Annotated in this window: 17 protein-coding genes and 1 pseudogene; 8 read left to right on the top strand and 10 right to left on the bottom strand. The window is 51.3% G+C overall.

All coding sequences use genetic code 11. The features are described from left to right. Positions 1-349: 349 nt before the first annotated feature. The gene (locus WC647_03030; GenBank protein ID MFA6221268.1) at positions 350-946 is read left to right on the top strand and encodes a DUF1499 domain-containing protein; all 597 of its coding nucleotides are present in this window, start codon (positions 350-352) and stop codon (positions 944-946) included. A gap of 43 nt (positions 947-989) precedes the next feature. Continuing rightward, positions 990-1,301: pseudogene (locus WC647_03025) on the top strand (AF1514 family protein). A 38-nt stretch (positions 1,302-1,339) separates the two neighbouring features. Here WC647_03025 and WC647_03020 read toward each other — a convergent pair. The 7 genes from WC647_03020 to WC647_02990 all read right to left on the bottom strand — a co-directional run bounded on the left by WC647_03020 (position 1,340) and on the right by WC647_02990 (position 9,898). Continuing rightward, positions 1,340-2,308 (bottom strand): MBL fold metallo-hydrolase, encoded by a 969-nt coding sequence (locus WC647_03020; GenBank protein ID MFA6221267.1) that lies wholly within the window; start codon positions 2,306-2,308, stop codon positions 1,340-1,342. Between the two features lie 201 nt (positions 2,309-2,509). Next, entirely contained in the window at positions 2,510-2,938 is a 429-nt protein-coding gene (locus tag WC647_03015; GenBank protein MFA6221266.1) for a MaoC family dehydratase, read from the bottom strand. Positions 2,939-3,170: 232 nt separating this feature from the next. Then, positions 3,171-4,841 carry an FGGY-family carbohydrate kinase gene (locus WC647_03010; GenBank protein MFA6221265.1) on the bottom strand — a complete coding sequence of 557 codons (1,671 nt, stop codon included), beginning with the start codon at positions 4,839-4,841 and terminating at the stop codon, positions 3,171-3,173. Position 4,842: 1 nt separating this feature from the next. After that, entirely contained in the window at positions 4,843-6,366 is a 1,524-nt protein-coding gene (locus tag WC647_03005; protein ID MFA6221264.1) for a fucose isomerase, read from the bottom strand. Between the two features lie 36 nt (positions 6,367-6,402). Beyond that, positions 6,403-7,359, bottom strand: coding sequence for an ABC transporter permease (locus WC647_03000; GenBank protein ID MFA6221263.1), 957 nt, complete (start codon positions 7,357-7,359; stop codon positions 6,403-6,405). Next, entirely contained in the window at positions 7,356-8,879 is a 1,524-nt protein-coding gene (locus tag WC647_02995) for a sugar ABC transporter ATP-binding protein (GenBank protein MFA6221262.1), read from the bottom strand. Before WC647_02995 ends, WC647_03000 begins: the two co-directional genes overlap by 4 nt. Before the next feature lie 5 nt (positions 8,880-8,884). Continuing rightward, positions 8,885-9,898 carry a substrate-binding domain-containing protein gene (locus WC647_02990; protein MFA6221261.1) on the bottom strand — a complete coding sequence of 338 codons (1,014 nt, stop codon included), beginning with the start codon at positions 9,896-9,898 and terminating at the stop codon, positions 8,885-8,887. 257 nt (positions 9,899-10,155) lie between these two features. Between WC647_02990 and WC647_02985 the strand changes: the two genes are divergently transcribed. The 3 genes from WC647_02985 (at position 10,156) to WC647_02975 (ending at position 13,238) form a co-directional block, all read left to right on the top strand. Next, positions 10,156-10,956, top strand: coding sequence for an RluA family pseudouridine synthase (locus tag WC647_02985; protein MFA6221260.1), 801 nt, complete (start codon positions 10,156-10,158; stop codon positions 10,954-10,956). Positions 10,957-10,971: 15 nt separating this feature from the next. After that, complete coding sequence (locus tag WC647_02980; protein ID MFA6221259.1) at positions 10,972-11,952, top strand: hypothetical protein; 981 nt, start codon at positions 10,972-10,974, stop codon at positions 11,950-11,952. 257 nt (positions 11,953-12,209) lie between these two features. Continuing rightward, the gene (locus WC647_02975; protein MFA6221258.1) at positions 12,210-13,238 is read left to right on the top strand and encodes a hypothetical protein; all 1,029 of its coding nucleotides are present in this window, start codon (positions 12,210-12,212) and stop codon (positions 13,236-13,238) included. Between the two features lie 223 nt (positions 13,239-13,461). Here WC647_02975 and WC647_02970 read toward each other — a convergent pair whose 3' ends face one another. The 3 genes from WC647_02970 to WC647_02960 all read right to left on the bottom strand — a co-directional run bounded on the left by WC647_02970 (position 13,462) and on the right by WC647_02960 (position 16,481). Continuing rightward, complete coding sequence (locus WC647_02970) at positions 13,462-13,764, bottom strand: RNA-binding protein (GenBank protein MFA6221257.1); 303 nt, start codon at positions 13,762-13,764, stop codon at positions 13,462-13,464. A gap of 529 nt (positions 13,765-14,293) precedes the next feature. Further along, the gene (locus WC647_02965; protein ID MFA6221256.1) at positions 14,294-15,586 is read right to left on the bottom strand and encodes a metallophosphoesterase; all 1,293 of its coding nucleotides are present in this window, start codon (positions 15,584-15,586) and stop codon (positions 14,294-14,296) included. A 439-nt stretch (positions 15,587-16,025) separates the two neighbouring features. After that, on the bottom strand, positions 16,026-16,481 hold the full coding sequence (locus WC647_02960; protein ID MFA6221255.1) for a DUF3795 domain-containing protein: 456 nt from the start codon (positions 16,479-16,481) through the stop codon (positions 16,026-16,028). Between the two features lie 168 nt (positions 16,482-16,649). Here WC647_02960 and WC647_02955 point away from each other — a divergent pair, with 168 nt between their 5' ends. From WC647_02955 to WC647_02945, 3 genes are all read left to right on the top strand, one after another. Further along, on the top strand, positions 16,650-17,645 hold the full coding sequence (locus WC647_02955) for a GlxA family transcriptional regulator (protein MFA6221254.1): 996 nt from the start codon (positions 16,650-16,652) through the stop codon (positions 17,643-17,645). A gap of 139 nt (positions 17,646-17,784) precedes the next feature. Beyond that, positions 17,785-18,645 (top strand): enoyl-CoA hydratase-related protein, encoded by an 861-nt coding sequence (locus tag WC647_02950; protein MFA6221253.1) that lies wholly within the window; start codon positions 17,785-17,787, stop codon positions 18,643-18,645. 537 nt (positions 18,646-19,182) lie between these two features. Then, complete coding sequence (locus WC647_02945) at positions 19,183-21,687, top strand: arylsulfatase (protein MFA6221252.1); 2,505 nt, start codon at positions 19,183-19,185, stop codon at positions 21,685-21,687. Positions 21,688-21,831 lie beyond the last annotated feature (144 nt).

Below are 21,831 nucleotides of genomic sequence, written 5' to 3'. Positions count from 1 at the left end.
GAGATACAAGATTTTGGTTCAAGTATCCCGGAGGTCCTTGATTACACGGAGTCCCGCGCCTAAAAAAAACAGAAATCCCGTCAGAGTCATACGTCGTGACGGGAATCTGCGTAGAATAGTGACCGCCAAGGGCCAAAAGGGGTAGTGACGCTTAGAGACTAGTTTATTATAATTCTTAGGTAAAAACAATGTTTTTTTAGTGGATTATAGCTCAATACTATTAATTAAGTTGCATAGCCCTATCACGAATTATATAGAACTGACTAAGAACATATGACTTTTCTTCTACAGCTAGTAAAATGACACCTACCACATCCATAGCAGCCATCTAAAAGGGACGGAGAGGGACATGTCTGCAAAGGACGGTGAATATGTGATAAACATTGGGGAAGGGTTGGATATAGACTCCATGGTGGATCGCCCTTGGGAGCAGCGTTCCATAAGGGCCATATCAGAGCAGTCCGAAATGAATTCAGAAATTGGCCTAAAAACTATACGGAGAAGCCTAGTCAGTCTTCACGTTGTTGTATGGTGTTTAGCTATGGTCGCCATGGTCAGCGCTGAAGTCTGGTCCGGCGGATCGGAGTCCTCAATGTCTCTATTAAAGCTTTGCCCCAACCGACCGAACTGTGTTTCTTCTTGGGCGCCGGAAGGACCTCGAAAGATGGATCCAATCCAGTACCAAGGCTCAATTGAGGAAGCCAGACAAAGGCTCTTAGAAGTTGTTCGCACGTTCGATAGAGCTACGGTGGTTCGGAATACCCCAAACTACCTAAAGGCAGAATTCCGTTCAACGATCTTCTCGTTCATTGACGATGTGGAATTTGAGTTTGATGACGCGTCGAAGCTCATACATTTTCGCTCGGCCTCTCGATTAGGATATTATGATTTCGGAGTAAACAGAAGAAGGATGCAGAGGATCATCCGACAGTTCTCACTCAAGTAGAAGTCCTGGCCAATTGAGAAGAAAAGTAAAATGGGAGAGTGCCATGATAGACCCAAGAAGAGTTGAAAGGGACATGCTCGTTGGTCTTGTGGAACTTTATGTTGTGAAGGATGCGCGTGATTTTGCAAATGCCAGACGAATGGCTGAACACGTTGCATTGGAAACACTGGTCGACCCTCTTCTGTTAGCCTGGTTTGACAGAAAGGCCTGGAAGCATTCCCCGGCCGTCTGTTGAGGAGAAGGAGAGACACCCAGTTGGGTAAAATACGCCGAGACAAGGGGAGCAAAACTGTCAGTGTACATCAACGACGGGGATTACGTTTTCATTTATGCGGATGCAGAGATCGAGACTTGACGCTTATTCCACTTCGTCTGAGGGCGAATGAATATACCTCAAGCGTCAACGTTTCTTGAGATGTTTTTCATCATCTGACGGCATATCCCTTCATAGATTTCACGGGTCAAAAAATAATCCGGGTTCTCATCCAGAAAAGATGAGGCGGCCTGTTGGGCTGCAAGTTCAATATCCCTGAACTTAAGATAGATTTTTTCAAGCCTTGCATGCTCAGCCTGAGCCGACTCTATGGATGAGCTTATGTAAGATCCAGCCTCATCGCCGTAAACGTAGCCAAAGTGGTCTGCGCACAAATATTCGACTTCCAGAGACTCCAATTTTTTGAGACTTTCAATATACTGCGTGAAATTTGAGTTTGCAGCAGGAACTATAGTGTCTTTATAAGGGATCCCACCCCCGTCGGACGGGAAAAGCGCCTTGAGTTTTGGCGCATACGCTGAAATTGAACATGACGAATGTCCGGGGGTTTTAAGTATGATTACTTCAATGCCACCAAGGTCGATTATGTCTCCGTCGGACACCAATTCCAAACCTAATCCAACGGGCCAATCACAGTGGCTTGTGGACCATTCCCTGTCCATACCCATTCGAGCGGCTACACGGTGACTGAAATCATTGATCGTAAGAATATTTCGTGGCTCCGCCAAGATTTGCGCAGCCCTCTCAGAAGCATAAACTCGTATATCAGGGGAACGTTGTCGGAAAAATGGAACGATCCCGATGTGGTCGAAATGAGCGTGTAGAATCAGCATTTTTTGGATTTGGTTCTGTTTAATTCCAAACCCCCGTAATTGGTCCATCAGCGCAGGAACAATGTAACTCATGCCGCCGCTGATAATCATGGATTCATTCCGCCCTTCCAACAAATAGACACCGGTTTCCGGATGTCCTAAGTACCATAACGCATCACATATTTTACCGGGTTTTTGAGACCTCATGAGGGTTACCTTTCTTTCCTCTAGATACCTTTCTTTCGCCGCCTCCGCCTCGCATCCAGCATGAATCAAATTGTTGTCCTACAGGACGTAACGGCCTCCTTTCTTAGCTTCTTTCCTGCAGCCCTGATTTCTCGTCTGAACTGCAACGGGGCAACAAGACCGGGTAGTTCTCCTTTATTAGAATTTTGAAGCTCCAAAAAAAAGAGCCAATATAGAGACATACCATGAATGGGAGATTTTTTTCGGTGATTGACCAAAAGCTCGTCCGCATCAAGGGTGAAAGGCTCTAGGAGGGCTTACCAATGCCTCACCGTTCAACACCATACTACCATCCTGTTTTGTACACCAAGTCCTTAGCCGAATACGGTTAATATCCTTTATGATGTCAATGACTTCCACATGGGCGGTGATTGTATCACCGATGCGAGCCGGGGCTAGGAAATCCAGTTCCTGTCTAATATAGATGGTCCCAGGTCCGGGGAGTTGGTTTGCCATGACTGCGGAAATCAGGCCTGCGGTGAGAATCCCGTGGGCTATCCTGGTCTTGAAAGAAGTGGCCTGCGAGTAAACCTCGTTAACGTGAGCCGGGTTGAAATCACCGGTGATTCCTGCAAAAAGGTAGACATCGGATTCTGACAGCGTCTTGGCAAACTCAGCAACATCTCCAACATGGATTTGGTCGATAGTTTTTAGGATCATGATGTAATAATCTCCACGGTATTTGACTAATTGTACTGGCTCACGGTGAGATTTGGGACTAAAATTGTTTTAACCTTTCAGCTCAACATTGTATGAAACTGATCGCCAAGGGCAAATGTCATGAGCTAGTATATTTTCGACAAGTCAGATGTAGACCATCGTAGTTTTCCCTGAATGTGCCATTTAAGATCTTTCCAGTATGGGAAAAGAAGTTCGGTGGGAGGCCTTTCGCCTATGATTTCCCGCCCATCAGCGCTTTGTATTGTAGCTGATCTTCGTACATCCGGAGGAAAACCTCGTGTTTGGCGTTGTGGTATCTCTTTGCAGCCCCTTGGCAGGGTTCGATAACCGTGTCAGCGGCGCTCATTTTAGTCATCGCGTCGGTCACCGTGGCGCAGTCCCCGGCGGCGACGGCGCCGAGCATGGCCGAGCCGAGGAGCACAGCCTCTGGTTCGTTAGGCAGGACAATTTTTCGTCCGGTGATGTCGGCGTGTTCACGTAGGAAGATTGGATTCTTGGCGCCTCCACCTGTGGTGAGCACGGTCTCGATTTCGTAACCGCTCTCGGTCATTGCGTCCAGGATGTGGCGGGTACCATGGGCTACGGCTTGGACTGTGGCCAGGTAGAGCAGGGCGAGGTCTTCCAGACTGTGGCCGAGCCTGAGACCCGAGATCATCCCGCGCGCTTGCGGATTGGCTCTGGGGGAGCGGTTGCCGTGGAAATCCGGTTGCACGTGGAGATCCTTGGTCAGTTCGGCTGGAAACGCTGTTCCAGCGGCGAGCTTATCGAGGACCTCCGCGAGGATTTCATAAACGGTGATCCCACGGTTTTTCGCATCTTGCTCGAGTTCATGGCTACGAACGTGACTGAAGATGATGTGATCGATGAGAGCGCCAGTTGCGGATTGGCCACCCTCTGTGAGCCATAACTCGGGGATCATTGCCGAATAGAACGGACCCCAGACTCCATCGACGAATCGAGGTTCTTTGGAGACAGCCATGTGACAACTGGATGTGCCGCCAATGAGGGCCAGGCGCTTTTCGAATTCAACCTCACCGCCTTCAGTGAATTGCGCTCCCAGCATTCCAACGCCACCGGCGTGAGCGTCTATTATGGAAACCGCAACCGGGGTTCCCGGGCTGAGACCAAAATCTAGCGCCGCGGTTTCGGTAAGGCCCATAGCAATAGGCTCGCCCATTGGCCGGATGTGAGTTCCAATGCGCCGGTAGCCTTCCGAAACCAGTTCACCCAACCCGATGGACTGCCAGTAGCTGTCGTCCCATCTCCCCACGCTGGACTGTATCCTCGGCTCCAAGTGACTTTGGTAGGTCCACTTGCACACTGTGGTGCACAGCGAGCGGGTTTCATCGCTGGTGGCGCGGTAGGTCAGAAAATCAGGCAGATCGAAGAAGCGACAGGTTCGTTTCCAGCATTCGGGGAGATTCTCTCTGAGCCAACTGAGTTTGGGCGACTCCATCTCAGGGGAGATCATCCCACCCACGTAGCGCAGGACGGCATGTCCCCTGTCGTTGATGCGGGTCGTCTGCTCGAGGGCTCTGTGGTCCATCCAAACAATGACGTTCTGTTCGTCTTTACCGGTGGGGCTCACCGAAACGGGCCTATCGCCAGCGTCCAGGGCCACCAGCGAGCAAGTTGCGTCGAAGCCGATCCCCCGTACATTTGTTGTGTCGATGTCAGCCTCTCTGACAGCTTGACGTACTGCCGTCGCGCAGGCGCCCCAGATGTCGTCCGAGGATTGCTCTACAAAATCGGCCTGTGGCTTCCACATTTTGATGGGGCTCGAACTCTGTCCGAGCATCTTGCCGTTGGTGTCAAACACCCCCGCCCGTGCGCTCCCCGTGCCTACGTCAATGCCGATGTAGTAGCGGCGGCTCTGCGTCATGTCATGCGCTCCTTCCCAGAAAGCGGACCCTGAAGCCGAGCATTTGCGAGAGCGCTGCCATTTCCTCGAGGATGTCGCCGTAGGCCACAGCGATGTGGTTGCTCAGATAGAAGGCCATCAGGGTGTCTCGCGAGACTCCCAGATCCGCGGCCATGAACGGCCACTGACGTGTGGTTCCGCGCCACCACTGCTCGCGGATTTGCTCGGGTAGAGTGACGACTTCTCCTTGCCCGACGTCCATCCACATCTCATCATTTTGGAGATAGGCCCTAGCCCACGTGATGTTACCCGGATGCGCTTCGCCGGAGAATGTGCCGCCGGGGATAGGGAAGTACTCGGCGGGTTGCCGGTACGAGTGGACGCCCACGAGCGTGTCAGGGTTACCGCTCATGGCATACCCTCCGCAGGAACCCGAGTTAAGCAGGACCCACAAGAATCGTCCCTGATATTCGGCGCCCCAGCGCACATCGTGGAACATCACGGCTTGGTGTAGCCCCTTGATCTTGAGCAGGCGCTTCATCAGCTCCATTGGGACGAGGTTGCCTTGATCTCCTTCAGTGGAGGTTATGATCACGTCGCCGTTACTCTCTGGTCGGCAAACGGAATTGAGCAGCCCTTCTGCGAAATCCGATGGCGGCCGCAGCGGTACTAAACCGAGCTGATACTGCCAACCCACACAGTCGGCCTTGAACTCTCTCACGAGGTCGAGCACTGTTAGGTAGTCGCGCAGTTGTTCGCGTGTTGCGTTTTCGTCGAAGTCGTTGGCCCCGTCTTCGCCCCAGTGGAACTTGACGCCGCTTTCTTTTACGAAGGCCATCGCCCGGTCGAGCCGGTCCTCGGAGATTGAACGACCTCGGTCAATGATCCAGGCCTGGTCGACTTTGTGTTCAGAAAATCCTATGGGAGCTAGCCGCCGCGGGCCAAAATAGCCGTTAATCATCCCCATGGACGTATCACCGAGCATCAGGGCGAGAATCCTTCTTTCCCCAATCTCCTCAGCGACACGTCTCGATCGGGTGAGCGCCTCTTTGGATATGGGAACTGAATAGCCGATCTGCTCGTTGCAGTAGCCGATGCGACCAGTGCTGAGCCACTCCTCCAAATGATCCATGAACGTGTCGTCTGTCGTCCAGTCTTCAGCGTCGGTCCACACACGAGAAAATTTACGGCCAAGGCTCTCCAGGCAGGCTCCAGTGTTGAGTAGGCCAACGAGCCCTGGCCACTGACCTGAGAAATTACTCGCCAGGAGCAATGGGCTGTCTTTGCCGACGACGCCGTCTGTGGTATGTGGCCCGTAGCACCAATGCACGCAGACACCGATGAGAGGGTCATCCACTGGGCCGAGCTTCTCGATAGCTTCGTGCGGTCGTGTGATAAACCCTTCGATGCGATAGCTCTTACGACCTAATCTTTTCAGGGCGCGCTCCAGTTGGACCGTAGCTTCCTCAGCGTTTGGCCGAGCCAGATCGTTGGGTTTAGACCGGTAATCGCCTGGCCAGAAAACGCCGATTTTGGTTCTGGACATTTCTTCTCCTTCACGCGACGCCTGTCGCAGAATTTCTTAGGCCGTTTCACCCGCTTTGCGTCGGGTGAACTGGTCCATCGCTACAGCGAGCACGATCACCACGCCGATCACAATTAACTGGGCGTTAGTCGAGACTCCCACCAGCGTGCATCCGTTACGCAAGAAGCTGATTAACAAGGTGCCTATGATGGTTCCCGTGACGGTTCCACTCCCTCCGGAGAGGCTGGCGCCGCCGATTACTACCGCCGCGATGACGTCGAGTTCTGCGCCCACGCCGGCTGTGGGTTGCGCCGAGACTGTTCGGCTCATGGCAATCATAGCGCCAAGCCCAGTGAGCAGGCCTCCGAGGGTGTAGACACCGATGAGACATCGGTCGACCCTTACTCCCGCATGGTGCGCCGCTTGCACATTGGAACCGATGGCATAGGTGTGACGACCGAACCGAGTGAACTGCAGGGTGGCTCCGGCAAAGGCGATGACGACCAAGAACAGGACGATTGAAATTGGTATCCCGAGTAGAGAGCCTTCGCCCAGATAGCGGTACGATGAAACGTTGATTGGCTGTCCGTCATACATCACCAGGGCAATCCCGCGGTAGAGACTCATAGCGCCAAGGGTCGCAATGAACGGTTGGAGCTTCAGCTTGGTGATCAACGTTCCCGAAATCATACCACCAACCGCTCCGACCAGGAGCCCTGCAGCGGTTCCAATGGCCATCATCCCCACACTAGGTTCTTCGCCGCCGAGGCCGATCATTGTTCCTGCGGCGCACATGCCGCACAACGCAAGGAGGGATCCCACTGAAAGATCTATGCCACCGGATATGATGACGAATGTCATTCCAACAGCGATGATGCCGTAGACCGATGAGCGACGCAGCACGTTGAGGAAATTGTCGGGAGTCAGAAAGCTATCGGGCTGCCAGAGCGACAAGATGGCGATGACCAGGATGAGGCTCCCGAACGGTAGCATCTCCCGAGCGAGTTTGTTCATGCGTGGGCCTCGTCCACTGCAGCGAGTTGCATCACGGCCTCCTGGGAGGTTTCTGAGGTGACGAGGTCCGCGACCATGCGGCCCCTGCGCATCACCAGAATCCGGTCGGTGATTCCGAAGAGTTCCGGCAGCTCGGAAGAGATGATGAGAACTGCCTTCCCCTCAGCGACCATGCGTCCAATCAGTTCGTATATGTCGACCTTGGCGGCGATGTCGACTCCCCGAGTAGGCTCATCCAGCACCAATAGTCGCGACCGAGCGATGAGCGCGCGACCGAGCATCAGCTTTTGTTGATTACCACCCGATAGAGCGCTCGCCGGCGCTCCTGGCCCGGGCCACTTGAGCGATAGCTTTTTTGCAGTTTCTTCGACAATTTCGTTTTCGCGGCCGAGGCGCAGGATATGTTTCATGCCCAATTCGGCAAGGCACGGTAATGTCATGTTCCACGCCGCTGGAAGTTCGAGGCATAGCCCCGTGCGATTTCTGTCTTCAGTGACGTACATGACTCCGCAGGAAAGAGCGTCACCAGGAGTTGTAATTTTCACGCTTTTCCCATCGAGAGCGACGCTGCCGCTAATTGGGGGATCCAGACCGCACAGGACTCGGGCAAGCTCAGTGCGGCCTGCGCCTACTAGCCCTGCGACGCCGATGATCTCTCCCCAGTGCAGCTCGAAACTGATGTTTTTAACTCTTTGGGACGTCAGTTCCGACACGCTCAGAGCTGTGGGCCCGACCGCTACCTCGCTCTTCGGGAAGTAGTCACAAAGGTCGCGCCCGACCATCTTTTTAACGATGTCATGGATCTTGAGGCCCTTCATGGGGCCAGTGTGAACGCCTCGTCCGTCTCGGAGAACGGTGATGTCCCCGGCAATCTCAACAACCTCCTCGAGCCGATGAGAGATGTAGATGATTGTGGTCCCCGCCCGACTCAGCTTCTTGACCATTTCGAGGAGCACGGCCACTTCATTCTGTCCACAAGAGGAAGTTGGTTCGTCCATAACCAGAATTTCGGCGTTACGCGCAATAGCCTTCAACGCTTCGACGATCTGGCAAGCGCTCGCTGGAAGGTCCTGGACTCTCTGATTGGGGTCCACATCAAAGTCATGTCTTTCTGCAAGGGCTCGAGTGTCTGCGAGCATTCGAGTTTTGCAGTAGGAGCCGGGTAGCGGTCCCCGGGGTTCGATCCCGAGCCAAACATTCTCAGCGACGGTGAGATCTGGAGCGAGGCTGAGTTCTTGGTAGATCATCGCGACCCCAGCCGCAAGGGAGTCGGAAGGACGCTTCCACGCGCAGGCTTTACCCTTTCGCAAAATGGTTCCGGTGTCGGGCCGATAAACTCCAGCGAGGATCTTCATCAGGGTGGATTTGCCGGCGCCGTTTTCGCCCACCAGGGCGTGAACTGTACCCTGATGGACGCGTAGCGTGACATCCTCGAGGGCCTTGATGGGGCCAAAGCTCTTACTTATCCCCTGCATCTCGATGGCGAACGGGGAAGACTCGACTCCAGGGCTCAGCGTCATAAATTTTAGCCCCCGATTAGGGCTCGAATCTCGGGGGAGTTCAGGCGATCCTTGGTGACGAGTTCAACCCCGGTATCGATCCTCGACTTAACGTTTTCGCCCTTGATCGTGGCAACGACACTGCTTACACCCTGGTATCCCATGGCCTGAGGATTCTGGACTACGAGAGCGTCGATGCGCCCGGCCTCTAGCCCTCTGAGTAGAGCGTCAGCAGCGTCGAAGCCGATCATCTTCACGGCGTTGGCCCGTCCCTGGCTCTCTAGCGCTCGTAGGGCGCCCCGGGAAGTGGACTCGTTGGAGGCGAAAATACCGTCGAGTTCTTTGTGGCGGGTGAGCACGTCTTCAGTGGCGGAGAGCGATGTCTCTACCGTGTCCATGCCGTATCGGTCTTCAACAAGCTCGATCTCGGGAAACTCCTTCTTTAGTGTTTCGATGAAACCGTTTTCCCGAGCCGTGGTGGAGGCGGAGCCGGCCATGTACTTGATGACAGCCACTTTACCTTTTCCCCCGAGGATCTTCGCCATGCGCTTCGCAGCGAGGGCGCCGCCGGCGTAGTTGTCTGTGGCCACGAAGGAGACCCGCTTGTCAGTCTCGATGTCCGAGTCGATGATGACGACCGGTATCTTGGCGGCCGCCGCATGTTCGACCACGGGAACGAGCGCTCTAGCGTCGGTGGGCGCCAGCACGATGCCCGCCACTTTCTTCACGATGAAGTCCTCAACGATTTGGATCTGTTTTTCTCGATCCCCCTCACGATCCGGACCCGCCCAGAGAATCTCCACATCGTTCTCTTTGGCGGCCTTTTGGGCGCCGGTGAGAACCGAGTTCCAGAACGAATGGGTAGTCCCCTTGGGTATGACTGCGATGGGGCCGAGTTTTTCGAGCGCTCCAGCGGTGTTCCCGACTTTGGAGGAACCTGATTGGGGGGTGGGATTGTCTCCCTTCTTAAGAAACACTCCAGCTACCACGGCTGCAATTGCGACCAGCAGAAATACCAGAATCAGGACGTTCTTGTTCAAAACGACTCCTTCTGTGACCCGTCCCCGAATTATGTGCCACATATTAAGTAGGAGGTAAAGAATCTTTTCGTCCTGGGAGAGGAGGGAGCGCTTCCCGGTTGGTTTGGATGATCAATATCGCGAGTATGGTCTCAAGAGCAGGTTGACGCTAGTTCTAATGAACGGTATGGTCTGAACCTGTTGTATTTCTTTCGCCCTTGCCGCCTGTTCAACTGAGCAAAGTTAAGGGCCGCTGGTAAGGACTGATAGAACTAACTATGCATAAACATGTGAAACCAGGCGCCAAATTTCTGCCGAATGGACTCGTGATGATCTATGAAGACAGAGATATTCTGGTGGTGGATAAACCACCAGGACTCTTGACGATGGCTACAAATACGGAAACATCACGGACAGCTTACTATATTCTCACGGATTATGTCCGCAAGGGCTGCGCAAGGTCCAAGAATCGAATTTTCATCGTTCACCGACTGGATAGGGAAACTTCAGGCATACTTATCTTCGCGAAGAACGAAGATGCAAAGTTCCGGTTGCAAAGCCAGTGGCAAGATACGAAGAAGAAATATCTCGCCGTCGTTCATGGCAGGTGTGAGAAGGACTCGGAGATGATTACCACGTATCTGTTAGAGAACACGGCTTACGTTGTGTACTGTACGACGGATACCATAAGAGGAAAACTGTCTCATACGGCTTACCAGGTGCTCAAACAGGCAAATGACTTTGCTTTGCTGGAAGTTGACCTGTTGACAGGTAGGAAGCACCAAATACGCGTACATCTGGCCGAAATCGGACACCCGATAGTGGGAGACAAAAAGTACGGAAAAGGGGATAAAGTTTACAAACGTCTGGCGCTTCATGCGAAATCGATTTCTTTCCAACACCCTTTTAGTGGGGCGCCGCTAACTTATGAAACCAAAGTCCCTGCATATTTCAACAGACTGATTGGGGGCTTGAATCAAATAAACGCCCACGGTGACCTTAGCGACTGTGGTCAGGATGAAACCGTTTGCCTCCCGAAGCAGCAGTTTGCTGATAAGACTGGTGATGCAAATATTTGACGAGGCCCGATCACCATGAAGTATCCAGATGATTTGGCAGAAGAGACTTTGGAGAGAATATTTGAACGATTTAATGAACCGGTTATTCCTATGGAATCAATCAGGAGATGGCTGGATCGATTCGCGGAGGAAGACAGAGACACTGCATTACTATTGCTTAACAATATTGAATATCATTCTCAACCTCGTATCAGGCGAGAAACGAGAAGGCTTCATCAGAAATTGTCGGACAGACTTGCCGGGAGCCAATTTGACGTCGAACAATTTAAAGATGTTGATTTTAGCCGTGAATTTACCTGCAAGAGTGGCGACGTCGTTTCATACATATACAGAAAATCAAATCTGATACCATCTATTGATTTCAAGACTTTTGACCTGCTTGCACGCGAAACGTCGGAAGATCCCGAACGGTTTGGTAATCGGGCTTTAGTAATCCTCGATGATTACATAGGCACTGGATCCCAATTCATTTTTCAGTTCATCGGGTTAAGTGACGAAGACGTCAGGGTGGTTAATGCATACAAAAAAACGTACTTGGTTTGTTATGTGATTCACGAAAAGGCGCTCCAGAATTTCCATCTTCTGGAGGACGGTAAAATTGAGGAAATAATCAGGATCGAAGAAGAACAGTTCCCAGATATTGATCTGTCAAAAGAAGCGGATTGTTTTCGACGGACGTTGAGATCCCTTGACTGGAAAAAACTGGAACTTGTCTATCTGGAAGAAGAAAAGCCCTTACTTTCGCCTGATAACATGGCGCTGGATGACGAGAAAAAAAACAGACTGGACCATTTTTTGAAACGTCATGGCCATGAAGGTTACTCGGGAACGTCTTATTTACTTGGTCATCACACATTTTTTTTCGGCGCTCCCAACTCGCTGCCTGAAATACTGTGGCCGCTCTTCAAGCGTGTCGAGGATCTTTCGATTTATCCGGATAAACCGGGCGGTATAGAGGAAGTAATTACCGGCTATAATATTGATGATGAAAACTGATGACCACGAGAAAAAGGAGCAAAATACTGAAGAAAGTCCGGGACTGGTAAGCTACGAATATCTAAATTAGAATGAAACTAAAAGATATTACATATGCTGACACACAGAATCAGATTCGTACGCATTATAGCAGTTGGCCTTGTCGTCCATGCCTCTGGCGCAAGCGTGCCAGGAGCCAAAAATGCGAATGTTAAAATTCTTGTGGATGCAGCTTGTTTGTCTTCAATAAATTGTTCTCGAAAGGTATGAGTAAGACCATGAAAATCAATATTCAGGACCCACCCAACGTAGTCACAGGATCTTTTGACGTTGGTCTTTTTTGTTCTGCGGATGGAGAGGGAGTTGCACGTCTGTTCCGATCTGTGCATGGCGAAGATTATCCGATCAAAATGTTCTATGATCCGGTTCAACTCAACACGGCCAATGAGAAGGGAGACTATTACAGCATAGTAGCGAGGTCCTCAGACGGCGAAATCGTAGGTATTCACAACCTCTTCCGGTCAGCCCCTAGTCGAGAAGTGTATGAATGGGGGGTTGGTCTGGTATTGAAAGAATGGCGAGTTAAGGGGGTTTCGGGAGCCATTGAGCAGTTTATGATCGACAATGTAGTCCCAAAATTGGGCATGCACACCGTCTTTGGTGAGCCGGTAACCAACCATGTTCACATGCAGAAGCAAGGGGCCAAGTATGGTTTTAATATTACGGCGTTGGAAGTCGGATTGATGCCGGGAGAGACCTATTCAGGTGAGGGCGTGACCTCACAAAGGGTCAGCACCTTGTTGTTCTTTCGCGTGTACCGGAACATTCCTCAGAAAATATTTCTGCCAAGGCCCTACAAAGTGGCTCTGAGATTCATGTATGAACATTTCTTGTCGGGTCGCGCTTTTTCTGAATCAACAGCGTCACTTCCCATCCACACGGATTCCCTATCTAGTATGGATCTCTTCGATTTTGCAAAGGTGGCACGTATAGCTTTTTATGAAACCGGTTCAGATTTTTCAGAACGTATATCAGCTTTGGAATCCGAAGCAGTGAAAAAGGGATCCGTCGTCATTCAGGTATGGCTCAAACTCACCTCACCTTGGATAGGAGAGGTAGTGAAAGATCTTCAGGCAAGAGGCTTTTTCCTGGGTGGATTGCTTCCCCAGTGGTTCGATGATGATGGTCTTTTGATGCAGAAGCTCTTGTTTACGCCTGATTTCGAGTCAATTCAGCTTTATTCCGATCATTCTCGACAAATAGCGGACCTGGTGGCAACCGATTGTCATAGATTATACGGGCAGTAGGTTTCTTCAGGTAGACTACCACGTAGCAAGCGCTTATTTCGAGACCAAGAATAAACAGCTCAACACAAGATTAGTGTTTAGAATCAAATATCGTGACCAGGATGTTTACAATGACTACGGGGATGTGACTGTTTTGGGAATATAACAAATAAACTGAAAACAGGAACTTGCCGAAGCAAGCTCCTGTGTGATTATCTCAATGGTTTATTTTTTCAGTAAGGTTTTACCAGCGAGAACCGCCGTCTCTGTCATTGCGACGGCCCCCTCCTCCTCCGGAGGTTTTGGGTTTGGCTTCGTTTATCTTTAGGGCTCGTCCACCCATTTCCTTGGAATCCAGTTCCTTGACTGCACGCAAACCTTCTTCACGGTCCTGCATCTCAACAAAACCAAAACCGCGAGATCTACCGGTAAACTGATCAGAAATGATCTTTACGGTATCCACTGCGCCATATGCGCCGAATAGAGTTCTTAGTTCGCCTTCGCTAGCGTCGAAAGAAAGATTACCAACATAAATGTTAAAACTCATTTTGTAGCTCCTTTTGAAAAAACGCTCGACACAATCCTGTGAAAGTGCGTTTAGGTTAATGAATAACGGGGTTTTGGTGATCGGGGATAAATCGACAGGATAATTCGGACCTATCCACGGCCGGGTACCACGTTCTACGATCTTAATTCTCGCATAACACCCGTGACCGTGAATTGACGGAGCAACTGGAGCAATACAAGTTAAGCTTCAAATATAGAATACATCATCGGTGACAGGGAAGCAATAGAAATATTAAAGTTTTCCGGCGTAACCAATTTATGCCCAGGAACAGCGGTAGGAACACGGTCTCGTTCATGTCATTTCCCGCAGATTCGGGAAGCTGAGCGAAGTCACTGATTTTCGGTCCGTCTCTTTCTGGTGCGAAAGGGTTTGCGGGAGCGTCTGTATTTGCTCCAAATGGCGGTGTGGTCCAAGAAGATGTCTCGGCTCAAATGAACCATTGTTATATGGAGACCACTATCATCCCAGATCTTTTGCGCTAATCAAGAAACTTTACTCTCAAACAGCGTCAGACCTCAAGGATCGTTCGCGCAGGTATGGGTTCTTCCGTCTGACGGCGTTTCCTGGATATCAGGAGACGCTGCAAGAGATCCAATTCCCGAGGTTGAGCCTTGGCAACCCGTTGAAAGTCTATGGCGATGGCGCCGTCGGCGTCGCTGAGTTTAAAATAATCTAAAAAATAATAGGGGACATAGATATCTGGCAGATAGCCAAAGCGCAGCGGTACCCTGACCAGCCTTTTCAGCCATGTACCGGTGTTGAGCACTATCCGGTTCCCAAGCCGCCGCAGCGAGGGGGCGTGGGTGTGCCCATAGATGAAGATGATCGTGTCGGGATCGCGCTCAAAGACCGCTTGGGCAGCGTCCAGATAGCTCTGTTCCTTTCCTGCAGTAAAATCATGCGGATGTGTTATCAGGTGAAATCGTTTCAGAGTTTTCCTGATGTCTCGCAGGATAAAGCTTAGCGGTACGAAAAGGACGCCTAGTACCGACAAGACGATGGCATTAATGATTAGCACGATCTGCGCCAGATTCCCAAGAAAGCCCAGGGAGGTGAACAGGCCGTTGTAAAGGAAAATATTGGTCTGGGTTATACCCAGCCACTCCAGCGCAGCCCCCGCCAGGACGAAGGTTGTCAAGCCGGACAGGAGCAAAAATGGCAAAATCAGCCAGCGCAGCCAGACGCTCATTTCCCGGTAAAAGTAATTCGAGATCACCCAGTATGGGATCTCTTCCGTGGGATACACCGACTGGATATCCTTGAGCCAATTGTAGCGTCCGTATTCGGAATGTTTTCCGGCCCCGCTCACCATCCCGCTAGTGATAAAATACCCTGCCGGTAGAGCGTACGGGTTACCGAAATCGGGCATGTGGTTGAAGTCATCATACTGGTTGCCGTGTTCAATCCAGAACCGCTTGCCGTCAAGTTCCCGGGTTATTGCCGGTCGTTGTTCAAGACCGATATTGAAATCCTTGAAAATTTCCACGAATTCGGGATAACAGGCGATTTCATAGTCGTGATTACCGGGCAAAAGGGTTATCTTGATCTTCTTACCGGCTTCCCGGAATGCTTCGAAAATATTGGGGAACTGTTGCATCAATGCCTGTAGTTTCTCCGGACCCTTGATATTGGTAAATTCCCACATGCCGAAGATATCGCCCACAATAACGAGTTCGACTTCTTGTCCCTGATCCGCCAGCATTTGCAGAAACGCCACCAACTCCGCCTCATAATCGCAGACGCCGAGGGCTTCATCGCCCCCGATGTGCAAGTCGCTGATAAAATAATAACTTTTAGCCATAAAATGTACCTCAGGACTGTAGGCGATTTGCTCGACTGTCTACACCCGCGGGTCTGAATTTGCCATTTCTTGCTTGCATTCTTTGATATTTATATCAGGAATTATGCTGTGGTCTTGCCATTTCGGAAGTTTTGGGGGCCGCTGAACAGCCGCTGGTTGGTTCCTCCGACCTGAAGAAGCTGGTTCCGCTTCCCCACGGGACCCAACAGTAGCAAAACCGTCGTCACGTGGACAAAGAAGCTTCTATTGTATTTTTTCTTGAGCTTACCGCACCATACCTCCCCTGGTCAATCGTAACCTTTACGGTCGTATCTTACCCTAACAACTCGCTGGTTGATGAGGCGTTAATTATTACAGTTATCACCGAGGGAGGTTCAGTCCCGGAATTAAAAGTCAGCAACAAGCACATATGAACAAAAACTTCGTATGGGTATGTCTTTTATGGATATCTGGATCGGCTTCTGGCAGCCTCGCAATATTTTTCTATACCCATTGCCCTGATCTTCTCATTTATCATCACCCATCCTTTATACAGGCCAGAATCAAAATTAGTTTTCTCACAGGGAAACTCGTCACACTGGTAGCAAAAATCAATCTGCTTTTCCTGGTGACACCCGCGTACTCCACAGTTCTTAAACAACTTACACTGCTCGTTGCGACACCCCTTACAATTTTCCGAGGCGAAATAGTCGAGCATCTCCTTGAAAGCAGGGTATTTGCTAAAAATAGGATCATCCAGAAGCGTCTCAAATCGTTTGGCGTTGATGTGGAAATTTCCCAATTTTTCCGAAAGTTTGAGGCTGTATCTCCGTATATCTCCGTCAACATGAGCAAAACAAGTTTCGCAACAGAGACCGCAGGGGGCTATTGACTCTTTGACTTTTGCATCAGGCATGTCCTTTCTCCTTCCATTGAGACAAGTTACTCCTTTGGGGGCTCATTACCCCCTGCTAAACGGTGGAGTATTTTGTATGATCATAACTATGGCAGTAGGGAGAAGAAAGTGGCATAATCGACAGTGTGATATGCGATATCGCCAATCTTTGCCGTCTAGCGGTAACCGATGAAAAAAGTCACAATTCTTGCGCCTCACAACACCATGGCGACAACCATTTTTGGACCCATGGATATTTTGAATCAGGCGGGGCGGCTCTGGAATCGTCTGACTAAATCGCCCAGCACACCGTTTTTTGACGTAACAATCGCCTCGGCGGACGGGCAGCCTATCAGATCCGTGAATAATATCTATATCCAACCCCATTGCAGCATCGAGGATGTTCATCAGACCGACCTGATTGTTATATCCTCAGCTACATATATTCAGGAAATTCTTGAAAAGAATCCAGAACTGGTACCCTGGATACGCCATCATTACGATCGAGGCGCCCATGTCGCCAGCATTTGCACGGGCGTCTTTTTACTGGCGGAAACCGGACTTCTTGATGGTAAATCCGCCACCCTCCATTGGGGATTTGTAGATATGTTCCGCAAAAGATATCCACAGGTGAAATTGAAACAGGATAAGATGTACATTGATCACGGTCGTCTGTATTGTTCAGCGGGTGTAAACGCTGGTCTGGATCTTTCTCTATACCTTGTGGAAAAATTTTGCGGTCGGCAGGCGGCTGTGGAGTCAGCAAAGACGATGGTCCTGGATATGGGTAGAGTATCGCAGGCTCCCTATGAGCGTTTGATTTTTCGAAAGGACCATGGAGACCCTTTAGTAGTGAAAGCCCAGGAGTGGATAGAACAGCATAACTCTGAACCAATTGATTACGAGTGGCTGGCGCAAGAGTGCGGAATGAGCCGGCGATCCATGGAACGCCGCTTCAAGCGGTCACTAGGAGTGACACCATTGGGTTATTTACAGAAATTGCGCGTAGAAAGAGCTAAACTCTTGCTGGAGGAAGGTAGGCAGACTTTCAGTGAAATAGCATATCAAGTTGGGTACGAAGACATCCCGTTTTTCAGGAAAATATTTGTCAGAATCACTGGCTTGAGACCAAACGAATACCAGAGGAGATTCACAGGGTACTCCGTGGCCATTTTTTCAGAGTAACCCAATGTACTTGCCGTACGGAATCTTTACCTTTCCTATCCTGGCGCCTCGGTCTTGTCTTTGATCTAAACATTGGCGTCTATTTTTTCACCTTAGTTCAATTGAGAAGACGGCATACAAAAAGGAGAGAGATAAGGCTATGAATTTAACCGAGACCCGACTGGAAATTTGCGATGGAGTCGCCATTGTAACCCTAAATCGTCCCGATCATATGAACGCCTTCACTTTGACTATGGGCAAGGAACTGGAAATGATCTTTGAAGAGGCTGACAAGGACGACTCAATCCGAGTGATCGTGGTTACTGGAGCGGGCAAGGCTTTCTGCGCAGGAGCAGATCTTTCGTATGGGGCCTTAACCTTTGACGTGTCCAAGAGGGAGGGCCGGGACATTGCCATAAATGAACACAGGGATGAGGGTGGGAAAGTCGCCATGGCAATCTGGAAATGTCGTAAGCCTGTTATTGGCGCGATAAACGGTCATGCAGTAGGTGTCGGAATAACAATGACACTTCCGATGGACATCCGTATCGTAGCGGCAAACGCCAAGATAGGATTTGTTTTTACCAGACGTGGAGTGGTCCCGGAAGCTTGCTCATCATGGTTTTTGCCTCGCCTGATAGGCATATCCAGGGCCACAGAACTAGTTTACACCGGAAGAGTGTTTCGTGCTTCGCAGGAGGAGGATTCCGGACTTTTCAACTACGTGCTTGACAAAAATGAAGTGTTGCCTAAAGCGATGGCTATTAGCGCCGAGATTGCCAAGAACACTTCAGCGGTTTCAGTAGCTTTGAGTAAAGGCCTGCTTTGGCATGGGCTCATAGAAAGAGATCCAGAAACGGTTCATTTAATAGACTCACGGTGTTTTTATTGGTGTGGGTTCCAGAAAGACGCTTTTGAAGGGGTGATGAGTTTCCTTGAAAAAAGAGCGCCTAGTTTCACCATGAGTCCAACGTCTGATATGCCTGATTTCTACCCTTGGTGGACTGAGGACAAGAAGTAGATGTAACGTCGAGCCAAAACCTGACAATTGGACGGCCAATGTGAGGGGGCCTTGAACCGAGTTGGGCATGAAATTGCTTGACTGCGCCTGTCATCAGAAGCATCTTCCCAAGTCCTGTGGCTTCCAAGCCGAAAAGCAATGGCTAGCCGCTACGGTCAAGATTTTGGCGTTTTGAAGGTCTGGTTCCGACCGTGAGAAATACCGGATAGTACACCGCTGCAATTGCCGATTTCAGGAACGGAGATTCGTCAGAAATTAGCTTTGTTGACATAGAGAATTTTGGATCCTCGCGTAAGAACGTACCACATATCTTGATGTCTCATCTCAGCAGTTCAGGCCTTGTCCTGTGAAGAGCGCAAGTCACTTGTTTCTAATTGAATCAAGACAAGCATTGATGCCAAAGACTGAAAGGACAACAGATATAGGTCGAACTCCCCAGATGACAGTGAACGAATACCTCTTTGCAAGACCGTATAAAGGAACGCGATGAGGGACTATCGCTTTTAGCTTAAAGAGATCACCAAGGAGACGGACCCAATGAGAACTCGCAATCAGCTACTGATTTTCGCAGCATTGGTAACACTCATCACCTTCGCTGCGGGTTTTAGCGGCGCCCAGCAGACAACCGGTTCGCCCTCATCGACCACCACTATTGACGGGAAATATCTCCCATCCCCGCCACCGCAGTTCGGCGGTGTGATCAACCTAAACGCCACCCAGTCCAAGCCATGGTGGCCTCCCGCGGTGGTACCACCCAAGGGAGCCCCAAATGTGCTGCTAATTATGACTGACGACGTCGGTTTTGGGGCTCCAAGCACTTTTGGAGGGGTCATTCCGACGCCGGCGCTCGACCGAATAGCCAACGCCGGGCTACGCTACACCAACTTCCATTCCACGGCGTTGTGCTCGCCCACGCGAGCGGCGCTACTCACCGGCCGTAATCACCACTCGGTGGGCTTTGGTGTGGTCTCCGAAATGTCTACGGGCTTCCCTGGATACAACAGCGTCATCGGCAAGGAAAGCGCGAGCATTGGCCGGATTCTTTTGGACAATGGCTACCGCACGTCGTGGTTCGGCAAAGATCATAACGTTCCGGACTGGTGTGCGAGTCAGGCCGGTCCGTTCAATCAATGGCCGATCGGCATGGGCTTCGAGTACTTCTATGGCTTCGTCGGCGGTGACGCCAGCCAATGGCAGCCAAACCTGTTCCGTAACACTACGGCTATATATCCGTACGTCGGCAATCCCAGATGGAACCTGACCACGGCCATGGCCGATGACGCCATTCACTGGCTGAAGCAGTTGAACGACATTGACCCCTCGATGCCGTTTTTCGTTCACTACGCTCCTGGAGGCACACATGCGCCGCACCACCCGACGCCGGAGTGGATCAAGAAGATCAGTGACATGCGCCTGTTTGACAAGGGCTGGAACGCTCTACGCGATCAGATTTTCGCCAACCAGAAGCAGCTCGGGGTGATTCCACAAGACTCGAAGCTGACTCCGTGGCCGGATGAGTTGGTTAGACACTGGGACTCGTTAACGGCCGAGGAGAGGAGGCTCTTTATCCGACAGGCGGAGGTATATGCGGCCTACCTGGCGTACACCGACCACGAGATCGGCCGCGTGATCCAGGCCGTCGAGGACATAGGTAAGCTCGATAACACGCTGATCATCTACATCAGCGGCGACAATGGCCACAGCGCCGAAGGATCACCAAACGGCACCCCCAACGAGGTTATGCAATTCAACGGGGTCGAACTGCCAGTCGCGGAGCAGATGAAGTGGTACGACCTCTGGGGCACAGACCAGACCTTTCCTCACCACGCGGTTCCATGGGCTTGGGCCTTCGATACACCCTTTAAATGGGTCAAGCAGATTCCTGCCTATTTCGGCGGCACTCGCCAGGGCATGGCAATCTCGTGGCCGAACGTTATCAAGGACAAGGGGGGCCTCCGCTGGCAGTTCCACCACGTGATTGACGTTATGCCTACAATCCTCGAGGTCACCGGCATTACTGCGCCCGTCATGGTTGACGGTGTCGCGCAGAAGCCGATCGAGGGCGTGAGCATGGCCTACACATTTGACAAAGCCAACGCGAATGCGCCGACTACACACATGAGCCAGTACTTCGAGATAATGGGTGTGCGGGGGCTGTTCCACGATGGTTGGATGCTGAGCGCTGTCCCGATTCGGCCGCCCTGGCAGTTGATGGGAACAGCAATTCAGGATCCCGCGAATGGCTTCAAATGGGAGCTGTATGACATCAGCAAGGACTGGACGCAGAACGACGATTTGGCCGCTTCCAACCCCGCTAAGCTGAAGGAAATGCAGGAACTGCTCTGGGTGGAAATGGCCAAGTATCATGTCCTACCACTGGATGCGGCGGTGTTTACACGGTTGGATGCTCCGCGTCCCAGCCCCACAGCCGGTCGGACGGTATTTACGTACTCCGGCGAGACGGTGACCGGCATCCCACATGGGGGCGCTCCCAACCTGCTCAACTCCTCATACACGATCACCGCCGAGGTAGAAATTCCTCAGGGTGGCGCTGAGGGCATGATCAATACGAACGGCGGGCGGTTCGGCGGGTATGGTCTCTATCTGCTGAAGAACAAGCCGGTTTTCACCTGGAACGTACTCAATCTCAATCGGGTTCGGTGGGAGGGGAATGGCTCTCTTTCGCCCGGCAAACACTCCATCGAGTTCGACTTCAATTATGATGGCCTGGGCTTTGCCACTCTGGCCCTCAATAACATCAGTGGTATCGGCCGCGGAGGCGTCGGCGTGCTGAAGGTCGACGGTAAGGTCGTAGTGACGGAGAAGATGGAGCGCACAGTACCGCTCATTCTCCAGTGGGACGACACCTTCGACATCGGCGAGGACACCGGAACGCCGGTCGATGACCGGGACTACCAGGTACCCTTCAAATTTACGGGCAAGATTGGTAAGCTCACCATCACTGTTGATGCGCCGAAGCTAACGCCGGAAGACGAAAAGCGGCTCATGGAAGCCGCTGGGAGCGCAGCCGATCGGCGATAGCGCTTGGAGAGAAGTCGGGTGGCCCCCTTCCGGGGTTGCCCATTCCTCCTAGCCTCTTGAGAAACAATCGCCAGAAAAGAAATGTTTCTGCTTTTGAATGTTTTTACTGTTGTAGTGGAACCCTTTTAATTTTACGGTGTCTAC

It is taken from the genome of Desulfomonilaceae bacterium (assembly GCA_041662605.1).
Classification (GTDB): Bacteria; Desulfobacterota; Desulfomonilia; order Desulfomonilales; family Desulfomonilaceae; genus CAJBEZ01.
The sequence above is the reverse complement of the archived record's forward strand: the minus strand, read 5'-3'. Positions and strand labels throughout refer to the sequence as shown.